Origin of the sequence: Providencia lanzhouensis, from assembly GCF_050469745.1 — a bacterium.
Classification (GTDB): domain Bacteria; phylum Pseudomonadota; class Gammaproteobacteria; order Enterobacterales; family Enterobacteriaceae; genus Providencia; species Providencia lanzhouensis.
Window position 1 is genome coordinate 1,112,081 of the sequence record NZ_CP174123.1, and the last position, 19,217, is coordinate 1,131,297.

Annotated in this window: 19 protein-coding genes; 8 read left to right on the forward strand and 11 right to left on the reverse strand. The window is 43.9% G+C overall.

Annotated features, from left to right (window positions below; genetic code table 11):
- Positions 1-472 precede the first annotated feature (472 nt).
- The 4 genes from ACIH2S_RS05055 to ACIH2S_RS05070 all read right to left on the reverse strand — a co-directional run bounded on the left by ACIH2S_RS05055 (position 473) and on the right by ACIH2S_RS05070 (position 3,625).
- Complete coding sequence (locus ACIH2S_RS05055) at positions 473-1,198, reverse strand: amino acid ABC transporter ATP-binding protein (RefSeq protein WP_036947670.1); 726 nt, start codon at positions 1,196-1,198, stop codon at positions 473-475.
- Entirely contained in the window at positions 1,195-1,875 is a 681-nt protein-coding gene (gene gltK / locus ACIH2S_RS05060; RefSeq protein ID WP_006660949.1) for a glutamate/aspartate ABC transporter permease GltK, read from the reverse strand. The genes ACIH2S_RS05055 and gltK overlap by 4 nt, the downstream gene beginning before the upstream one ends.
- Before the next feature lies 1 nt (position 1,876).
- Positions 1,877-2,617 carry an amino acid ABC transporter permease gene (locus tag ACIH2S_RS05065; RefSeq protein WP_006662330.1) on the reverse strand — a complete coding sequence of 247 codons (741 nt, stop codon included), beginning with the start codon at positions 2,615-2,617 and terminating at the stop codon, positions 1,877-1,879.
- A gap of 114 nt (positions 2,618-2,731) precedes the next feature.
- Positions 2,732-3,625 (reverse strand): amino acid ABC transporter substrate-binding protein, encoded by an 894-nt coding sequence (locus tag ACIH2S_RS05070; RefSeq protein WP_036947666.1) that lies wholly within the window; start codon positions 3,623-3,625, stop codon positions 2,732-2,734.
- Between the two features lie 521 nt (positions 3,626-4,146).
- Here ACIH2S_RS05070 and ACIH2S_RS05075 point away from each other — a divergent pair.
- The 4 genes from ACIH2S_RS05075 to ACIH2S_RS05090 are packed head-to-tail and all read left to right on the forward strand — an operon-like array spanning position 4,147 to position 7,919.
- Entirely contained in the window at positions 4,147-4,560 is a 414-nt protein-coding gene (locus ACIH2S_RS05075) for a hypothetical protein (protein ID WP_036947662.1), read from the forward strand.
- Positions 4,561-4,607: 47 nt separating this feature from the next.
- Positions 4,608-6,686: a protein-disulfide reductase DsbD family protein gene (locus tag ACIH2S_RS05080; protein WP_321146778.1), complete on the forward strand. Its 2,079-nt coding sequence runs from the start codon at positions 4,608-4,610 to the stop codon at positions 6,684-6,686.
- Entirely contained in the window at positions 6,683-7,411 is a 729-nt protein-coding gene (locus ACIH2S_RS05085; protein ID WP_036947659.1) for a DsbA family protein, read from the forward strand. Before ACIH2S_RS05080 ends, ACIH2S_RS05085 begins: the two co-directional genes overlap by 4 nt.
- A 7-nt stretch (positions 7,412-7,418) precedes the next feature.
- Positions 7,419-7,919, forward strand: a complete 501-nt coding sequence (locus ACIH2S_RS05090) for a protein disulfide oxidoreductase (protein ID WP_036947657.1) — start codon at positions 7,419-7,421, stop codon at positions 7,917-7,919.
- A gap of 66 nt (positions 7,920-7,985) precedes the next feature.
- Here the strand turns inward: ACIH2S_RS05090 and ACIH2S_RS05095 are convergent, their stop codons facing one another.
- On the reverse strand, positions 7,986-8,699 hold the full coding sequence (locus ACIH2S_RS05095) for an NUDIX hydrolase (RefSeq protein WP_036947654.1): 714 nt from the start codon (positions 8,697-8,699) through the stop codon (positions 7,986-7,988).
- Between the two features lie 192 nt (positions 8,700-8,891).
- On the opposite strand from ACIH2S_RS05095, the gene ACIH2S_RS05100 reads away from it, so the two are divergent.
- Positions 8,892-9,926: an SPFH domain-containing protein gene (locus ACIH2S_RS05100; protein ID WP_430248205.1), complete on the forward strand. Its 1,035-nt coding sequence runs from the start codon at positions 8,892-8,894 to the stop codon at positions 9,924-9,926.
- Positions 9,913-10,836, forward strand: a complete 924-nt coding sequence (locus ACIH2S_RS05105; RefSeq protein ID WP_108479364.1) for a sugar kinase — start codon at positions 9,913-9,915, stop codon at positions 10,834-10,836. Before ACIH2S_RS05100 ends, ACIH2S_RS05105 begins: the two co-directional genes overlap by 14 nt.
- 64 nt (positions 10,837-10,900) lie before the next feature.
- Here ACIH2S_RS05105 and lnt read toward each other — a convergent pair whose 3' ends face one another.
- The 5 genes from lnt to miaB all read right to left on the reverse strand — a co-directional run bounded on the left by lnt (position 10,901) and on the right by miaB (position 16,494).
- Positions 10,901-12,436, reverse strand: coding sequence for an apolipoprotein N-acyltransferase (lnt, locus tag ACIH2S_RS05110; protein WP_321146667.1), 1,536 nt, complete (start codon positions 12,434-12,436; stop codon positions 10,901-10,903).
- Positions 12,436-13,320: a CNNM family magnesium/cobalt transport protein CorC gene (gene corC, locus ACIH2S_RS05115; protein ID WP_036947644.1), complete on the reverse strand. Its 885-nt coding sequence runs from the start codon at positions 13,318-13,320 to the stop codon at positions 12,436-12,438. The genes lnt and corC overlap by 1 nt, the downstream gene beginning before the upstream one ends.
- A 190-nt stretch (positions 13,321-13,510) precedes the next feature.
- Complete coding sequence (gene ybeY, locus ACIH2S_RS05120; RefSeq protein WP_036947642.1) at positions 13,511-13,978, reverse strand: rRNA maturation RNase YbeY; 468 nt, start codon at positions 13,976-13,978, stop codon at positions 13,511-13,513.
- On the reverse strand, positions 13,979-14,977 hold the full coding sequence (locus ACIH2S_RS05125) for a PhoH family protein (RefSeq protein WP_225577265.1): 999 nt from the start codon (positions 14,975-14,977) through the stop codon (positions 13,979-13,981). It abuts the gene before it with no gap.
- Positions 14,978-15,063: 86 nt separating this feature from the next.
- Positions 15,064-16,494: a tRNA (N6-isopentenyl adenosine(37)-C2)-methylthiotransferase MiaB gene (miaB, locus tag ACIH2S_RS05130; protein ID WP_036947639.1), complete on the reverse strand. Its 1,431-nt coding sequence runs from the start codon at positions 16,492-16,494 to the stop codon at positions 15,064-15,066.
- A 336-nt stretch (positions 16,495-16,830) separates the two neighbouring features.
- Here miaB and ubiF point away from each other — a divergent pair, with 336 nt between their 5' ends.
- The gene (gene ubiF, locus ACIH2S_RS05135) at positions 16,831-18,018 is read left to right on the forward strand and encodes a 3-demethoxyubiquinol 3-hydroxylase (protein ID WP_108479416.1); all 1,188 of its coding nucleotides are present in this window, start codon (positions 16,831-16,833) and stop codon (positions 18,016-18,018) included.
- 56 nt (positions 18,019-18,074) lie between these two features.
- Here the strand turns inward: ubiF and ACIH2S_RS05140 are convergent, their stop codons facing one another.
- Complete coding sequence (locus ACIH2S_RS05140; RefSeq protein WP_195848399.1) at positions 18,075-18,461, reverse strand: winged helix-turn-helix transcriptional regulator; 387 nt, start codon at positions 18,459-18,461, stop codon at positions 18,075-18,077.
- A gap of 99 nt (positions 18,462-18,560) precedes the next feature.
- Here ACIH2S_RS05140 and nfsB point away from each other — a divergent pair, with 99 nt between their 5' ends.
- Positions 18,561-19,214, forward strand: coding sequence for an oxygen-insensitive NAD(P)H nitroreductase (gene nfsB / locus ACIH2S_RS05145; RefSeq protein ID WP_036947735.1), 654 nt, complete (start codon positions 18,561-18,563; stop codon positions 19,212-19,214).
- Positions 19,215-19,217: the final 3 nt, after the last annotated feature.

Below are 19,217 nucleotides of genomic sequence, written 5' to 3' on the forward strand. Positions count from 1 at the left end.
CTGTAGCAGGTGAATGTCTTTTCTATAAAATGGATCCGCATAGCATAGCGGATCACACATGAAAACAACAATGCCGAAAGCCATTGTGTCTGTAAAAAACGATGAATCGTCGATTAGATGAATTTACAGGGACTTGGTCTTGCTGTTTCAGCTGTTTGTTATATTTTGTGCTACATAGTGGTTGGCGATACGTTGATATTGCCATACGTTGATGAAACTAAGAACGCGCACAAAATAATAAGCGTATCGCCTATCATAATTCAATTTACTACCTAAAACTTGAACTATTTCAGGGGGAATTTGCTTTGTTCGCAATTTTATTTGAACTTAGAACACGTTAGAGAATTTTTTAAGAGATTTCAAGCGCAGAAAAGTGACAATCAAGAAAACGAGGTGAATTTTGTGCGGGTAAGAAAAGTTGAGGGAAAAGTTGCAAAAAGCCCTGTCGGACTTTCTGCAACCTAAATCGAGATTAATGTAAGATTTTTGCCAGAAAATCTTTCGCGCGGTCTGACTTCGGATTAGCGAAGAAATCCTCTTTTTTACTGTCTTCGATAATTTTACCTTCATCCATGAAAATCACGCGGTTAGCCACTTTTTTCGCAAAGCCCATTTCGTGCGTTACCACCATCATGGTCATGCCTTCATTCGCTAACTCCACCATAACATCCAGCACTTCGTTGATCATTTCTGGGTCTAGGGCGGAAGTTGGCTCATCAAATAACATGGCAATCGGGTCCATACATAGCGCGCGGGCGATGGCGACACGTTGCTGTTGACCACCAGAGAGCTGCGCAGGGAATTTATTAGCATGGCTCGCCAATCCCACACGCTCCAGTAATTTTAAACCTTTAGCTTCAGCGGCTTTCTTGTCACGGTTTAACACTTTAACTTGCGCTAATGTTAGGTTCTCAATAATGGAAAGGTGAGGGAACAGTTCAAAGTGTTGGAACACCATACCGACTTTTGAGCGCAGCTTCGCAAGGTCAGTTTTTTTGCTATTAACTTGGATATCGTTAACGAAAATTTCACCCTGTTGAATTGGCTCCAACCCATTTACTGTTTTTATTAATGTGGATTTACCAGAACCAGATGGCCCGCATACAACCACAACTTCGCCTTTTTTGACTTCAGTTGTGCAATCTGTGAGCACCTGAAATTGGCCATACCATTTCGATACATTTTTCAGGGTAATCATGAAACAGTCCTTTTCTTAAGATAATTCACCAGCATTGAAGCGCCGAAACTGAAAATAAAGTAGATGAGTCCCGCAAAGAGTATCATTTCGACTTGCGTACCGTCACGCTCCCCAATATTGGTAGCGGTTCTGAAGAAGTCGGTTAACCCAAGAACATACACTAATGAAGTATCTTGGAATAATACAATACCTTGGGTCAGCAATAATGGCACCATCGCTCTAAACGCTTGCGGTAATACGACTAAACGCATGGTTTGCATTTGGGTCATACCTAAAGCGAGGGAGGCGCTTGCCTGACCTTTCGAGATACTTTGAATACCTGCACGGATAATTTCAGAGTAGTAAGCCGCTTCAAAAAGACAGAAGGCTACCACTGCGGATATTAAACGAATATCATTTTTTGGTGATAAGCCTAGAACATTTTGTAATATGTTAGGCACAACTAAATAGAACCAAAACAGTACCATAACTAGCGGAACTGAGCGGAAGGTGTTGACGTAAAAGGCCGCCAGCCAGCGTAGTGGCTTAATGCTGGATAAACGCATAACGGCGAGTACGGTTCCCCATAAAATCCCAACCACAATGGCTGCTGCTGTAATTTTGGCGGTGATAATAAAACCATCCACTAAGAATGGGATGCTTGGCTCAATGGAGCTCCAATCAAACTGATAAGCCATCTTAGCGTCCTCCTAGTGTGCCGGGTAAGCGCACTTTGCGCTCAAGCAAGCTCATTAGTAGCATAATAATCAAGTTGATACCGACATATGCCAGAGTGATTGCTGTGAAAGATTCCCAAGCATGGGCGGAGTAATCGAGTAATTTTCCTGCTTGTGCCGCCATATCCACTAACCCGATAGTGGATGCGATAGCGGAGTTTTTCACTAAGTTCAGCATTTCCGAGGTCATTGGCGGTAAAATGACGCGATAAGCATTCGGTAGCAGTACATAGCGATAGGTTTGTGGCAGTGTTAGCCCCATCGCGAGCGCTGCATTACGTTGCCCTCTAGGCAGGGATTGAATAGCAGCACGAACTTGCTCAGTCATTCGCGCAGCAGTGAACAAGCCAAGGCATAACATGGAAGAGAGGAAAAACTGGTAGTTAGGATCTAACTCCATTTTAAACCAGTCGCCGATAGATTGTGGCAGCAGTTCAGGGATCACTAGATACCAAGTGAAGAACTGAACAATCAGCGGAACGTTACGGAATAATTCAACGTAAGCAGTCCCTAAAAAGGCTAAAAAGCGGTTAGGTACTGTGCGTAAAATACCGAAAAATGAGCCAACCAGAAAAGCGATGATCCAAGCGCAGATGGATAGCGTGACAGTGACTTCTAAGCCAGATATTAACCACCCTAAATAGGTGGTATTCCCAAATGGGGCATTCTCAAGGAATATCCCCCAGTTCCAATTAATTGACATAATATGACTTCCTGTGGGCAATTTGATTGTCCCGAATACCGCAATAAGAGAAAGCAAGGCGGGAACGACCGCCTTGCGACTCCTACTTCAGTAACACCCTGTTTGTCTTTTTTATTAGTTTAATGCTTTATCGTTTGGTGATTTGAACAGCGCCTTCATTTCATCAGATAACGTAAACTTCAGATTCAGGTTTTTCGGTGGGATAGGTTGATTAAACCAGCGGTCGAATGATTTTTCCGCTGCGCCAGATTTTTGTGCAGTTGAGATAGTTTCATCGACCAGTGCTTTGAATTGTGGATCATCTTTACGCAGCATACAGCCGTAAGCTTCTTCAGTTTGTGGTTTTGCTACGATTTCCCAGATATCCGGTTGTTTCGCTTTTGCGCGCTCACCAGCTAATAGGGCATCGTCCATCATAAAGGCAACAGCACGACCAGATTCTAAAGTACGGAATGAGTCCCCGTGGTCTTTAGCACTGATAATGCGCATCTTCATGTTTTTCTCATCATTTAACTTATTCAGGATCACTTCTGACGTTGTCCCTGAAGTGACAACCACATTTTTGCCAGCTAAATCAGCAAAGTCTTTGATACCGGCGTCTTTTTTCGCCAGCAGTCGAGTACCAACCACGAAAATGGTATTAGAGAAGGCTGCTTGTTTTTGTCTCTCTAGGTTATTCGTTGTGGAGCCACATTCGAAATCAAATGTGCCGTTTTGCAGTAATGGAATACGGTTTTGCGAGGTGATAGGGATCAATTTCACCTGTAAATCAGGCATATTGAGTTTCTTTTTCACTGCATCAACAATGAGGTTGGAGTAGTCTTGTGAGTAGCCAACAACTTTCTGATTATTATCATAGTAAGAGAATGGCACTGATGATTCGCGGTGACCCACGACTATCACACCATTATCTTTGATTTTTTTCAGAGTACCGTTTAATTCTTCTGCTTGAACTGCGCAGGTTGCACCCAAAAGCATCATTGTTAAAACAAGCTTGCTAATACGCATAATTACAGCTCCTTTAGAACATCGGTGTCAATCCGCCATATTTCGAGGTTTGTGTTTTAACGATACATTACTCGATTTATTTTGGTTTTGTGGTGTTGTGTTTGCAGATGTTTCGTGAGGTTTTCATCATGACACGATCATCGGCTGTATGTTTTATTATTGTTAAAAAGTAATTAAAAAATATGAGTTTTGAAAACGAATTGTTTTAAATTCGGGAGCTGTCTCGCATATTATTTAGGCAGTTGTGAACTGCGACACCAATAAAGAGACAAACTGCCGAAACTCGACTATCGTGCACCGAAATCGTGCAAAATAGTTTCGTTTTGCCATTTATTAAGTAAGTAGCAAGTTCCGTGCCGCTTTTCGGATAAAGTGCAAAAAATAGTTAATTTTATAAATGAGAGTTGTTTGTAAAGTTAGATGATGGTGCTTGTGTTGCTTATTTGCCTGTGTAAGATGTAACCTGTTATTAACTTAATTAGCTAATTATTGTGAATTCAGGAAGATAATCTGAGACAGACATGACGAGGTCGATAAAGCTAGGTAAAGGATTAGTGCTGTTTGCCTGTCTGATGGTGTTGATTTGTATGAATCAAAGAGCCGTCGGGGAGCGCCTATTCGCCTCAATGTTTACATCAGCTTCAATACAGACTTCTGCGGTAGCGAATCAAATCCAGCTTTCTTCAGAGCATTATCTTTCTGATATAAATGAACAAAATAGCAAGCCCGTGAAGCTTTCAACGTGTGAATTAAGTTCCAAATCACTCCTTACTCTTGTTCCTGCTGTGATAGAACCTCTCTTTTTTATATTTCTTTCTTTAGCGGCATTCGCTATCTTTTGCACTAGGCTATTTATATATAGAGCAAACCGTGAAGAGAGCCATTCCCCACCTGGCGTTCGGCGTCATCTACAATTCTGTAATCTTCGGGATTAGAAAGCCGCGGCTTATTGTTCGTCGCTGTTATTTATTCTGGAGGGATCATGCGTTTTTTTATTAATGCGTTAATTGTTTTATTCACTGTATTTTCTAGCAGCTTACAGGCTGCGGATACAGGTTGGTTGCAACCTGCAAACACGGGTTTTATGACCGCAAACACACCGAGCCATGTACAGGTTCGCTTGCTGAGCTCTGCACAAAAAGAGGGCAAGGTCGATATTTTACTGGATGTAAAACTCGATGATGGTTGGAAGACCTATTGGCGCTCACCGGGAGAAGGGGGCGTTGCACCGGAAATAAGCTGGTCTTCACCTGTCAAAACGGTGGAGTGGCTATGGCCAACGCCGGGGCGCTTTGATGTCGCAGGCGTGTCGACACAAGGTTATATGGGAGACGTGGTTTTCCCTATTACAGTCACTAGTAGTGAGCATCTCGATAAATTGTCAGGCACACTGACATTATCAACGTGCAGTAATGTTTGTATTTTAACTGACTACCCTTTTGAATTGGATCTCACTGAACCAGCTCCTGCGGATTTTAGCTGGGCATTTAATCAAGCAAAAGGTAGCGTGCCTGCGGCTAGTGGGCTTGTTGAACAAGCGCAATTTGGCTTTGCTGGCAATAAATTGACGGTAGAGTTACAAAAAGCTGCCGATAATACGTGGATTGACCCACATCTGTTTACTGATGTTGTGGATGGTGCGAGCCTTGGGGTTCCATCCTTAAAATATTCTGGCAATAAGTTAACCGCCACCATTGATGTTAGCGATGACTGGGGCGGCGAAGCGCCTAATCTTGTGGGTAAAACGGTTTCATTTGTCGTGGCGGACGGTGAGTTATCTCAACAAATTCATGGCAATGTCGTGCCTTATACGGGTTCTGCATCTGGGGATGACAGTGGGCATGCGCTGGGTTTATGGCAGATAGTTCTATTTGCGCTACTTGGCGGTCTGATCCTGAACTTAATGCCGTGTGTGTTGCCTGTACTGGCGATGAAACTCGGTTCTGTCTTATTGGTTCCTCAAGGTGAACAAAATACCATTCGTCGGCAATTCTTGCTCTCTTCATCGGGAATCCTAGTCTCATTCTGGTTATTAGCCTTATTGATGACATTCTTGCGATGGGGACAGCAGGTTGTTGGTTGGGGAATTCAGTTCCAAAGCCCATGGTTTATCGGTTTTATGGTGCTAATTACGGCGCTGTTTACCGCGAATTTATTTGGGTTGTTTGAAATTAACCTAGGCAGTAAAGCGAATACGCGCTTAGCCACCGCTGGTGGACAGGGCAATAGCGGGCATTTCTGGCAAGGGGTCTTCGCGACACTTTTAGCGACGCCTTGTTCTGCACCCTTTTTGGGCACGGCGGTCGCCTTCGCATTAGCGGCGCCGATGTCGCAACTGTGGCTGATTTTCACTGCGCTAGGTATCGGGATGAGCCTCCCGTGGTTATTGATTGCGGCATTCCCTGTGATTGCGAAAGCGTTACCAAAGCCAGGAACATGGATGCTGAAATTGCGCGCAGTACTGGGCTTAATGATGTTGGTTTCCTGCTTATGGTTAATCAGCTTATTAATTCCCCATTTTGGTGCAATGACCGCTACCGTTATCGCCGTACTATTTTTATTAATCTTAGTGTTATTTATTCTTAAGAACCGAGGAGTTCGTGCGGCAATTTTCCCATTCCTATTATTCTCGGCACTGGGTGCTGGGTTTGCTTGGATGGCGATAGACCAACAGCAAGGTCACCAAACGCTAGCTGCCGATAAAGTTCAATGGCAAACATTGTCTGAAGACGCGATTACACAAGCGCTGGCGGATAATAAACGTGTGTTTATTGATGTGACCGCAGACTGGTGTGTGACGTGTAAGGCGAATAAATATAACGTCCTACTTAATGACGAAATTCAGCACTTACTGAGTGAACCGGATGTCGTCGCGCTACGGGGTGATTGGACAAAACCTTCACCTGAAATCTCGGCGTTTTTGCAACGTCGAGGGCAAGTGGCTGTGCCGTTTAACCAGATTTATGGCCCTAATCTGACAGAGGGGAAAATACTGTCAACAATACTTGATCGTGAATCTGTATTATCAATTATGACTGAGGCCAAAGGAGCCGAAAAATGAAAAAGACGATATTAGCTGTTTTATTTTCCTCACTAGTATTAGGGGCCACAGCACATGCAGCGCCACTGACTGCCGACCAAGAAGCACAAGTTCGTAAGCTGGTACGCGATACATTAGTTGAGAATCCAGAGATCCTTGAAGAAGCGATTGTGGCTTTACAAGCGAAACAAGGTGAAAAACAACAAGCGCAAATGAAACAGGTATTAAAAGATCAGCATGATGCCCTGTTTAATGACCCGACTAGCCCACGTATTGGCTCGAAAGACGCGAAATTAGTCTTGGTGAACTTTACTGACTTTAACTGCCCATACTGCAAACGCTTTGACCCACTGTTAGAAGATATTGTGAAGAAAAACCCAGATGTTGCAGTTGTTATCAAGTACCTGCCATTTAAAGGGGAAACCTCGCTGGAGTCTTCGCAATTAGCGATGACTTTATGGCAAGAAAATCCAAAAGCGTTCTTAGCTCTGCACCAAAAACTGATGGCGAAACAGGGGATGTTATCTGATTCAAACATCAAAGAAGCGCTGCAAGCAACCGGCAATGATAAGTTAAAAGCGAATGATAAGAGCCGTGCAGCTATTCGTAAAAACCTTGAGTTGGCTAATATGCTGGGCGTGAATGGTACGCCTGCAACGCTAGTGGGTGATGAAATGATCCCAGGCGCTGTTGATGCACAAGAATTTGAACGCATCGTGAAAGAACAGCTCAGCAAAGCGAAATAATGTCGTGATGGGGAGACTGAAAAAGTGGTCAAAAGAGCTTCTCGTATTGGCGATTATTTTGGTGATCGCTTTTACGGTGATGGACTTTTGGCGTAAACCGCAAAGCCTTGCCCCCGTGTTATTAGAGCCACTCACCATTGCAACGGGTGAGGTGGTTTCTATTGCTGAACTCAGCGAAAAACAGCCTGTATTAGTCTATTTCTGGGCAACATGGTGTGGTGTTTGCCGCTTCACATCGCCAACCGTTTCTGATTTAGCAAAATCAGGAGTTCCGGTGGTGACGGTAGCACTGCGTTCGGGGGAATCTTCTCGACTGTTAGCCGGAATGGAAAAAAAGGAATTAGATTTTCCTGTAGTGAATGATATCAACGGTCAACTGGCTGCGCAGGTTGGCGTGACAGCAACACCGACCTTTATGATTATCGATAAAGGCGAAATGGTGAGTTTTACTTCTGGCTGGACGAGTTATCTGGGGCTGAAAAGCCGTTTATGGCTCGCTTCGTTTTAATTAAATGCCCTTGGTATCAGCATCAAGGGCATTTTTCTTATCAAACTCTAATCTCAAACTCTTTCATCAAAATTCGAGATTGCGAATAAACCGATAGTCAGCCGATTGGGACTTTAAGCGATAAAGATTGGCTGGGCGTCCGCGCTCTTGGCGTTTCTCCCCTGTATCAATCAATAAATCAGCTTGGTCTAAACGGCGACGGAAAGATTTATTCTGTATGGATTTTCCGATTAAAACCTCATGAACATGTTGCAGCTCGGCTAAGGTGAATACTTCCGGTAGCGCAAATCCCGGCACAATGGAATAAAGGGATTTCTGGCGTAAACGTTCACGGGCTTGTAAATAAAGCTGATAGTGATCGAAAGCCAGTGCCATGTCTTCAATCTCTTCGATGGAGACCCATTTAACAGAATGTACACTTTCAATGTGCGCTTCGCAGGCTTGGTGAGCAATGAGTGCGGTATAGCAGACTGTCACTGACCAGCCTCGAGGATCTCGCTCTGAATTTCCTACGGTACATAACTGCTCGATATAAGGAGGAACAACCCCCGTTTTCTCTTTTAACTTGCGATATACCGTATCGTCTAACGTGGCATCACAATTTTCATCAACGAACCCACCCGGTAATCCCCATTGCCCTTTCTGAGGGTAATTAGCACGTTCCACGAGCAGCACTTTTAAGGTGTTTTCATGATAAGTGAATAATACGGTATCCACTGTGAGCAAAGGAGTTAAATAATCTCGTCGATCATAATTAGATAAAAACTCTTTTTCTGTCATGTGATTAAGATCCTTTCCCCCATATTTAGTCTTGCGCTAAATCATACGCGAAAATTTATTTAGTGTCATTAAGACATTTAAGTGTTGACTTATTTGTGTCTGTAGGACAATAATTAATTAAGGTCATAAAGACACTAATTGATTTCACAAAGACACTAATTGATTTCACAAAGACACTAAGTGGGGTAGACCATGTTAAATTTTAAATATTTCAAATCAGATTCATCGACATTCATTATTCAATCCATTAATGGTGCAGTACGTAAGCAAGGTAAAGGGTTAAGTTTTTGGTATAACGCGGATAAAACGTCCATTGCGGCATTACCTTTGAACGCCCAAGAAGCGCCATTTATTTTTAATCTACAGACAGCGGATTTCCAAAGCTTGCGTATTCAAGGGCAAATTTCGTTTCAAGTGAAATACCCAGAAAAAACAGCGGATGTCTTGAATTTTAACCTTGCCCAAGATGGTAAATCTTATGCGTCAGAAGACCCGTTAAAGCTGAGTGATAGGGTGGTTCGTAGTGCCCAAACTGTCATCCAAGCAAAAACGCAAAGTACCGATTTGCGAGATGCATTACTCATGGGGCAACCATTGGTGCTGTTGGTTTCTCAGCAACTGTCTGAGCATCCTGCACTTGAATCGTTAGGCATAGAAATTTTGGATGTGGCAATTTCTGCTATTACACCGTCTCCTGAAACGCTCAAAGCGCTGGAAGCTCAAGCACGGGAATCAATTTTGAAAGAGGCTGACGATGCGATTTATGCGAGACGCAAATTCTCCGTTGAGCAGGAAAGAACTATAAAAGAGGCGGAATTAGAAACGGATTTATCAGTACAAGCCAAGCAGCAGCAAATTGAAGAAGCTCGGTTGGATAATGAACGTACATTGCTGCGTGAGCGTGCTGAAATTGAACAAGAAGAGTTAATAGCTCAGGTTAATTTGGAAGCTAAGCGTAATGAGCTGGTGGCGCTAAGTGTTGAAAACCAACGTACTCAATCAGAAGCGGATGCTTATGCCATCGAAGCTAAAATGAAAGCGTATAGCCAATTGCCAGTGGAGAATTTGAAGGCGATGGCATTGGCGAAAATGAACCCAGAGCAATTGATGGCGATGGCATTTGAATCCTTGGCTCAAAACGCAGGCAAAATTGGTGAAATTAATTTCTCACCAGATTTATTTGGTCAGCTAATGAAAAAAAAGGGGCTAAACAATGAGTCAGTATGATGATGTTCGCTTTGTGTTAGTGATGCGTAAAACTCGTATGCAGGAATTAATTGAGCGTTTCAATACCTGGTCGCAAGCAAAATTTTACCTTGAACATAATGATGTTGAAGTGAGTGATTACCTACTTGAACATGATGTGTATCAGCGGCAGTTAATCCAAGCTGAGTCGATTCTCAAAACGATGGGGCGCTTTCAATTATTGGAAAGAAAACTGTTACCTAGCTACCAGTTTTCAGCGCGAGATATCGTGGTGGTCATAGGGCAAGATGGTTTAGTGGCAAATACCCTTAAATACCTTAATGGGCAGCCTGTGATCGCCATAAACCCGGAACCGACACGCTGGGATGGTAAATTACTGCCCTTTGAAATTGGGCAGTTACTCGACGTGGTGACGCGTACATTAACTGGAAAAGTGAACCAAAAATCCGTTACCTTTGCACAAGCAACAACCAACGATGGGCAAACCCTATTAGCTGTTAACGACCTATTTATAGGCCCTAAAAGCCATACATCCGCACGCTATCGGGTGAAATGGCAAGGGCAGCAAGAATTTCAATCGTCATCAGGGATTATTGTCTCGACAGGGCTGGGGTCAACGGGATGGTTCCAATCTATTATTGCAGGGGCTCAGGCGATAGCAGGGACTCACTCTCATCCATTATCACAGGGATTTGGTTGGGATGAAAAACGGTTACAGTTCAGCGTAAGGGAACCTTTTCGCAGCCGAACGACGGGAACGGAATTAGTGTTTGGCACCATTGAGCAAACCACGCCATTACAATTAGAGTCTTTAATGCCTGAAAATGGCGTAATTTTCTCCGATGGTATTGAAGATGATTATTTGAATTTTAATGCAGGCTGTATTGCCTCAATTGGGATAGCAGAAACGCAGGGATTATTAATTGGTTAGGTTAAAAAAATCCCCGAATCATCAATCGAGATGTCGGGGATTTTTAATCGGTTTAAAGCGTCAATTAGTGACGTTTTTGACGGCGGTTAAGGGTAAATCCGACAATGCCGAATATAGCGACCATACCCCACATCGGCCAATTACTCCAACGAGCATAAGGGGTTAATCCCGTTGTTGGTGTGACTTTTTCAGCCAGTACCGCATCTTGGAACTGTGGCAGAATACCTTGAATGGAACCATCCGCACTGATGACAGCCGTTACGCCATTGTTGGTGGCGCGTAATAGCGGGCGACCAAGTTCTAATGAGCGCATTCTTGCCATTTGGAAATGCTGCCAAGGACCAATCGATTCACCAAACCAAGCATCATTTGAAATTGTCAGTAAGTAGTCACTGTCAGGTTTGAAGTTATCTCTAACTTGAGTACCCAGAATAATTTCATAGCAAATGGTTGCTGTTAGATGAATATTACCAATTGCTAATTGAGCCTGTTGATAATCTCCACGGCTAAAGCCCGACATTGGTAAATTAAAGAATGGCGCAATCGGACGCAGTAAATCTTCCAATGGGACGAACTCACCAAATGGGACTAAGTGATGCTTGTTATAACGGTTCTTAGTCGGGTAGAGATAGGGTTTTCTATCACCCAGAACAATAATGGAGTTATAGAATACCGAATCACCATTGACCGGTTTGGCATCAACAGTTCCGGTAATTAACCGCGTTTTGGTTTCATTCAGCAACGTGTCCAGCGCTTTAAGCCACGGCTGATTTTCCAGTTCCACCACAGGAATGGCTGACTCAGGCCAAATAATCATATCGGCTTTGCCAATATAAGGGCTAGAAAGCTTGATATAGCGATCTTTGGTTTGCTGCAAAAAGCCCGCTTCCCATTTCATTGATTGAGGGATATTGCCCTGCACTAATGCCACTTCCATGGTTTTATCATTCAGAGGTGTGAACCACTGGACGTTTTTGGCTAACAGAGGAACCAGCAACAGCGCCGCCGCACATGCCAGAGGGATAAGATTGCGACGAATGACTGTTAGGACGAGCAAGCCGCTGATGCTAAATAGCAGCAGGGTTATCATCTCAACACCAAATATAGGCGCTAATGATTTCATCGGCCCATCAATTTGGGTATAACCAAATTGCAGCCATGGGAATCCTGTCAGAACCCAACCACGCAGAAACTCTGTCACTTGCCATAACGCGGGTGCCATCAACACTAGGCGCCAAACATTGGCATTTGGGGTGAATTTATTGAGTAGCAGACCAAATAGACCGGGATACAGCGACAGATAGGCTGCTAGCAAGATAACGATAAATACGTTAACCGCATCCGGCATTCCACCAAAATCGGCGATACTGACATACACCCAGTTGACGCCGCTGCCAAATAAGCCAAATCCCCATGCGAACGCGATAGCAAAAGCTTGCTTGGCGGTTCTGTGTAGGGTTAATAGCTGGAGAAAGAAAATAGAAAGGAGAGCGGCTGGCCAGAAGTCAAAAGGCGAAAAAGCCAGTGTACCACTGGCTCCGAATAGTAAAGCCAGCAGCAGGCGTAGCCACTGGCTTTGATAAGTAGAGGATAAGTTCATTAACTCTGTTCTTCATCCAAAGTAGGCACTGGGGCATCGTCAGGAATTTTCACTTGAAGCAGTAAAATTCGACGGCTATCCGCCATGGAAACTTTAAACTGGTAGTTATCGATGGTAATGGTTTCACCACGGGATGGTAAGTGACCAAAGGCTTGCATCACTAAGCCCCCAACGGTATCTACCTCATCATCACTAAAATGCGTCCCAAAGGCGTCATTAAAGTCTTCGATTTGAGTCAAGGCGCGAACAGAGTATGAATGGCGGCTCAGCTGGCGGATATCCACATCATCTTGGTCGTCATACTCGTCTTCAATCTCACCGACGATCAGCTCTAAAATATCTTCAATAGTCACTAAACCAGAGACACCGCCGAACTCATCAATAACGATGGCCATGTGGTAACGCTGGGAACGGAATTCTTTGAGTAAGCGGTCTACTCGTTTACTTTCAGGAACAACAACGGCCTGACGTAACACTTTATCAATACTGAATGGCTCTGCGTCGGTACGCATAAATGGCAGTAAATCTTTTGCCATTAATAGCCCTTCAATATGATCTTTATCTTCGCTGATAACAGGGAAGCGAGAGTGGGCAGAATCGATGATGACATCGAGGCACTCATCAAGGCTTTGGTTACGTTTTAAGGTAACAATTTGAGAGCGAGGGATCATGATGTCACGTACCCGCTGATCGGCAATATCCATGACGCCTTCCAGCATTTCACGGGTATCCGGGTCAATTAAATCGTTTTGTTCAGAATCACGAATTAATTCGACCAAATCATCACGGTTTTTAGGTTCACCATGGAAAAGTTGATTTAACAATGCAAAAAAACCTTTCTTAGGCCCAGGGGTGTCACTACTCGAAGAGTTATCGTCGCTCATGGCGTTTAATTTATTATTCCTCAGTTAATTAGAAAAATCGCTAACCCATAGAGTTAGGTATGAATTGTTTAGCTTAAAACATTTTGTTTAGCGAAACAATTTATGGGTTAGCGTCGAAGCATATTCTTTACGTTAACAGACATCGTTTTACGTCTAAAAATGCTTGTTAACGTTAAAAATTATAGTGAGCTCACTCTTTTTCCGCAAGATACGGATCGGCATAACCCATTTCTGCGAGGATCTCGGTTTCTAATCCTTCCATTTCTTCAGCTTCATCATCTTCAATATGATCATAACCGAGTAAATGCAGGCAACCGTGAACTACCATGTGTGCCCAATGCTCTTCTTCACTTTTTTGCTGCTCGACGGCTTCTTGCTCCACCACTTGGCGGCAAATAATTAAATCCCCTAACAGCGGAAGTTCCACTTCTGGTGGCGCTTCGAATGGAAATGACAGCACGTTAGTCGGCTTATCTTTTCCACGATAAGTTAGATTTAATTCATGGCTTTCGGCTTCATCAACAATACGAATAGTGACTTCACTTTCAGCTTGAAACTTGGGTAATACCGCATTGACCCAGCGCTGGAACATCGCTTCAGAGGGTAAACCGTCGGTATTTTCGCTCGCTATTTGTAAATCGAGAATAACATCGCTCATTTAGTGATTTTCCTGCTTTTCAAGCTCACGTTGTTGCTCTTTTTCTTCTTTCAATTGCTGGCGACGTTTGCTGTCTTGCTCTTCCCATGCTTCATAAGCCATGACAACTTTCGCCACGACAGGGTGACGCACCACGTCTTCGCTATGGAAGAAGTTAAAGCTTAAATCATCCACGTTCGACAATACTTCGATGGCGTGTCTTAAACCGGATTTGCTGCCTCTTGGTAAGTCGACCTGAGTGATATCCCCAGTGACAACAGCTTTAGAGTTAAAACCAATACGGGTTAAAAACATTTTCATCTGTTCGATGGTGGTGTTTTGGCTCTCATCTAAAATGATAAACGCATCGTTCAGTGTGCGACCGCGCATGTAAGCCAGCGGAGCCACTTCAATCACATTACGCTCAATCAGTTTTTCAACTTTTTCAAAACCAAGCATTTCAAACAGCGCGTCGTACAGAGGGCGTAAATAAGGATCTACTTTCTGGCTTAAATCACCCGGCAAGAAACCCAGTTTTTCGCCTGCTTCAACCGCAGGGCGGGTGAGCAGAATTCGGCGTACTTCTTGACGTTCTAATGCATCGACGGCTGCTGCAACAGCAAGGTAAGTTTTACCAGTTCCCGCAGGACCAATTCCAAATGTAATATCGTGATCTAAGATATTGGCAATGTATTGCGCCTGATTTGGGGTACGAGGTTTGATCACGCCGCGCTTGGTCTTGATATTCACGGCTTTACCATAGTCAGGCACGCTTTCTGCGGATTGCTCAAGCACTCGGCTATCAACAATCGCAAGGTGAATATTTTCAGGATCAATGTCAGGGATCACACCGCGGATTGGCGCGGTATCAACGTACAACTGGCGTAAAATCTTACTGGCCGCTTGGATATTAAGCGCTTTACCCGAGAGTTTAAAACGATTGTCTCGGCGATTGATTTCAATGCCAAGACGACGCTCTAATTGCTTAATATTGTCGTCAAATGGCCCGCAAAGGCTCATTAAACGCTGATTATCTGCGGGCTCTAAAAAAATCTCTTGTGTTGCGATTTGCAAAGGTTTGTTATCGGTCACTGAGTATCCTATCTTTAGGGTTGGAAGTTACCAACGCCAAGTTCATCTTCTTTACGGGTACGTGCAATCACGGATTCAGGGGATTCATGAACACGCAGATCCATTTGATCTTCGGTACGAATCACTTTACCGCGTAAAGAGTTGGTATAAACATCGACGATTTCGACATCAACAAATTTACCGATCATGTCCGGAGTGCCTTCAAAATTCACTACGCGGTTATTTTCGGTACGACCTGAAAGCTCCATCACATTTTTACGTGAGGTGCCTTCCACTAAAATACGTTGTACTGTTCCTAGCATGGCACGGCTGAAGCTCATTGCTTGCTGATTAATGCGCTGTTGCAGCAGATACAGACGTTGTTTTTTCTCGTCTTCGCTAACATCATCCGGTAAATCAGCGGCTGGCGTACCCGGACGAGCGGAGTAGACGAAGCTGTAGCTCATATCAAAATTCACATCAGCAATCAGCTTCATGGTTTTTTCGAAATCATCGGTGGTTTCCCCTGGGAAGCCAACAATAAAGTCGGAGCTGATCAGAATGCCAGGGCGAGCTTCGCGTAATTTACGAATAATCGCCTTATATTCCAATGCGGTATGCGCACGTTTCATCATGGTGAGTACGCGGTCAGAGCCACTTTGTACTGGTAAGTGTAGGAAACTCACTAGCTCAGGTGTATCGCGATACACTTCGATGATGTCATCGGTAAATTCGATTGGGTGGCTGGTGGTGAAGCGTACGCGGTCAATACCATCGATAGAGGCCACTAAACGTAATAATTCTGCGAATGAACAGATTTCACCGTCGAACGTCTCGCCACGGTAGGCGTTAACGTTTTGACCCAGCAAGTTAACTTCACGCACGCCCTGAGCGGCTAATTGTGCAATTTCAAACAGAATGTCATCACAAGGGCGGCTAACTTCTTCGCCGCGAGTGTACGGCACAACGCAGAACGTACAGTATTTGTTGCAGCCTTCCATGATAGAAACGAACGCGGTTGGGCCTTCAGCACGTGGCTCAGGTAAGCGGTCGAATTTTTCAATTTCAGGGAAGCTGATATCAATAATTGGGCTACGATTACCTTGAATTTGGTTAATCATTTCTGGTAAACGGTGCAGAGTTTGCGGGCCGAAAACGATATCAACGCAAGGTGCGCGCTGGCGAATAAAATCACCTTCTTGTGATGCGACACAGCCACCGACACCAATGATGATGTCAGGATTTTTGTCTTTGAAGAATTTCCAACGACCAAGCTGGTGGAACACCTTTTCTTGGGCTTTTTCGCGGATCGAACAAGTGTTTAATAACAACAGATCTGCTTCTTCAGCAATTTCAGTCAGTTGATAGCCGTGGGTGCTTTCCAGTAAAGAGACCATTTTAGATGAATCGTATTCGTTCATCTGGCAGCCCCAAGTTTTCATATATAACTTTTTATTTGTCGACATGTCGTGTATCCGGTGTTTTCGAGGTCTAAAATAGGGACTTCGAAACGCGTTGTAAATCCAAAGTCCTACCCTATGATGATGGGGAATTCACCGCATTTTGATTAAGAACAGCGTTCTGTATTGGATTAAATGCAAAAATCACCCAGTAATAACATGCTAAAATAATATCATCACCAAATACTTAAGGGCAGGCTATTTGCCTATTGTTTTAAAGATTGACGAGTATTGTATTCATTTGAGGCATCAGTGACCAGAGCCCGAGCGTAGATATTGCCTGCGGGGGTAAGAATTTTTCGGTATACTAAATAAATCAAACAGTTAATAGTAGCTATCATGATGAATAAACTAACTGAATTTTATGATGTTGTTGTGGTTGGTGCGGGAATGACCGGCGCTGCAGCAGCATTAGGCTTCGCCCAAGAAGGGATGAAAGTGGCTTTACTTGAGAAAGCCCAGCCGACCGAGTTTGACGCGAGCAGTACGCCAGATGTGCGTATCTCTGCCATCAGCAGTGCCTCGATTGAATTATTAAAGCAATTAGGGGCATGGAAACATGTAGAAGCGATGCGCAGCGCGCCTTATCGTGAATTAGAAACCTGGGAAGAGCCGGGCAGCAATGTGATTTTTGATGCTAAAAGTTTAGGCTTACCAGAGCTTGGCTTTATGGTGGAAAACCGCGTTTTACAGTTGGCATTGTGGCGAGAGTGCGAACAGTACAGCAACCTAGAGTTAGTTTGCCCAGCCACGTTGGTGAATTTACATCAACCTCATGGGCAAAAACACTGGATGGTTGAGCTGGAAGATGGGCGTATTCTAGAAACTAAACTGGTGGTTGGCGCAGATGGCGCTAATTCTCAAGTGCGTAAAATGGCGGGTATTGGAAGCCGTGGCTGGCAATATCGCCAATCTTGTATGCTGATCACTATCCAAACGGATGCGCCGCAGCAAGACCGTACATGGCAACAGTTTTTCCCATCAGGCCCAAGGGCATTTTTACCGCTGTATGATAACTGGGCGTCCCTCGTGTGGTATGACAGCCCCGCCAAAATTCGCCGTTTGCAAAGCATGTCAATGGAGCAGCTCACAGGTGCTATCTCGGAAGCGTTCCCTGAGCGGCTTGGTGCAGTAAAAGCCATCGCATCGGGCGCCTTTCCTTTAACACGTCACCATGCAAGCCGTTATGTGATGGATGGCTTGGTGCTGATTGGTGATGCGGCGCATACTATCAATCCGTTAGCGGGTCAGGGGGTGAACCTCGGTTATCGCGATGTGGATGTGTTATTGAAGGTCATTTACCAAGCGCGTGAGTGTGTTGAGACATGGGAGTCTTTGGATGTGCTTAAGCGCTATCAGCGCCGCCGTTTACCCGATAATCTTGTGATGCAGGCGGGGATGGATATTTTCTATATGGCCTTTAGCGAAAATTTACCGGGCTTGAAAATGCTAAGAAACTTTGGCTTGATGACCGCGCAACGTGCGGGCGAGGCGAAAAAATTAGCGCTAAAATATGCGCTGGGGCTGTAATCTACTGAACCTATTTATTGTTATTTGTTACCCAGATAAGTTTCTGGGTAACTTCCTCATGATGACTCTTCTGTATTTGCATCTTGCTCTTGCATATTTAATAGCGGGATCCCGTATTTTTCCCCCCACTCTTGCAGAGCATTAATCACTGTACTTAAAGATTCACCCGCGGGGGTCATTGAGTACTCGACTTTAGGCGGTACTTCAGGATAGACATGTCGAGTAATTAGCCCATCGCTTTCGAGTTCTCGTAATTGCTTGGTCAGCATACGCGGCGTAATGAAAACTAGTTTCCTTTTTATTTCATTAAATCGCAGTGTTTTTCCCTGTAAATGATACAGGATCACGCCCTTCCCTTTTCCGCCCATTAGCTCTAATGAGGCTTCAACAGGGCATCCATCGTAGGTGTAGTTTGTATAACGTCTTTTTTTGATAGTATCCATTTGTATAGTATATGCCATTAATGTGCGTACTTGTCTGTTTGTACTTTTAACATTAGGATGTTCAAAACTCAAGACAGTTTATTTAACTTAGAGGATCCAATGAACTTAATTAATGTTTTAAATACCCGTTATGCAACGAAAAGTTTTGACCCAAATAAAACGATTTCTGATGAAACGCTGAGTGAGATAAAAGCGTTACTTCAATTAAGTCCTTCGAGTGTCAATGTGCAACCTTGGCATTTCTTGATGGTAAGTAGCCCTGAAGCAAAACAAAAAATTATCAATGCGACGGCAGGTGGATACTCATTTAATGAGGAAAAAATTCGCAATGCATCCCATGTGGTAGTGATGTGCGCAAAAACAGAGTTGCCTGAGGATTATTTACTGCATCTTTTAGAGCTCGAAGATGAAGAAGGGCGATATCAGAAAAGCGAGTTTAAAGAGCAAAATCATATGGCTCGTTCATTTTTTGTGAATTTACATAAGAATGAATTGAAGGATTTACCGCATTGGATAGAAAAACAAGTTTACTTGAATATGGGGGCATTATTATTGGGCGCAGCGGTGTTAGGGGTTGATGCGTTGCCAATGGAAGGTCTCGATTTTTCAATTCTTAATGACGAATTCGATTTAAATGAGAAAGGGCTAAGTGCGGTGACGGTAGTTGCGCTGGGTTATAAAACTGAAGACGATTTTAATTCTGCCTTACCGAAAGTGCGTCTTCCATTGAATGAAGTCGTGACTGAACTTTAATTT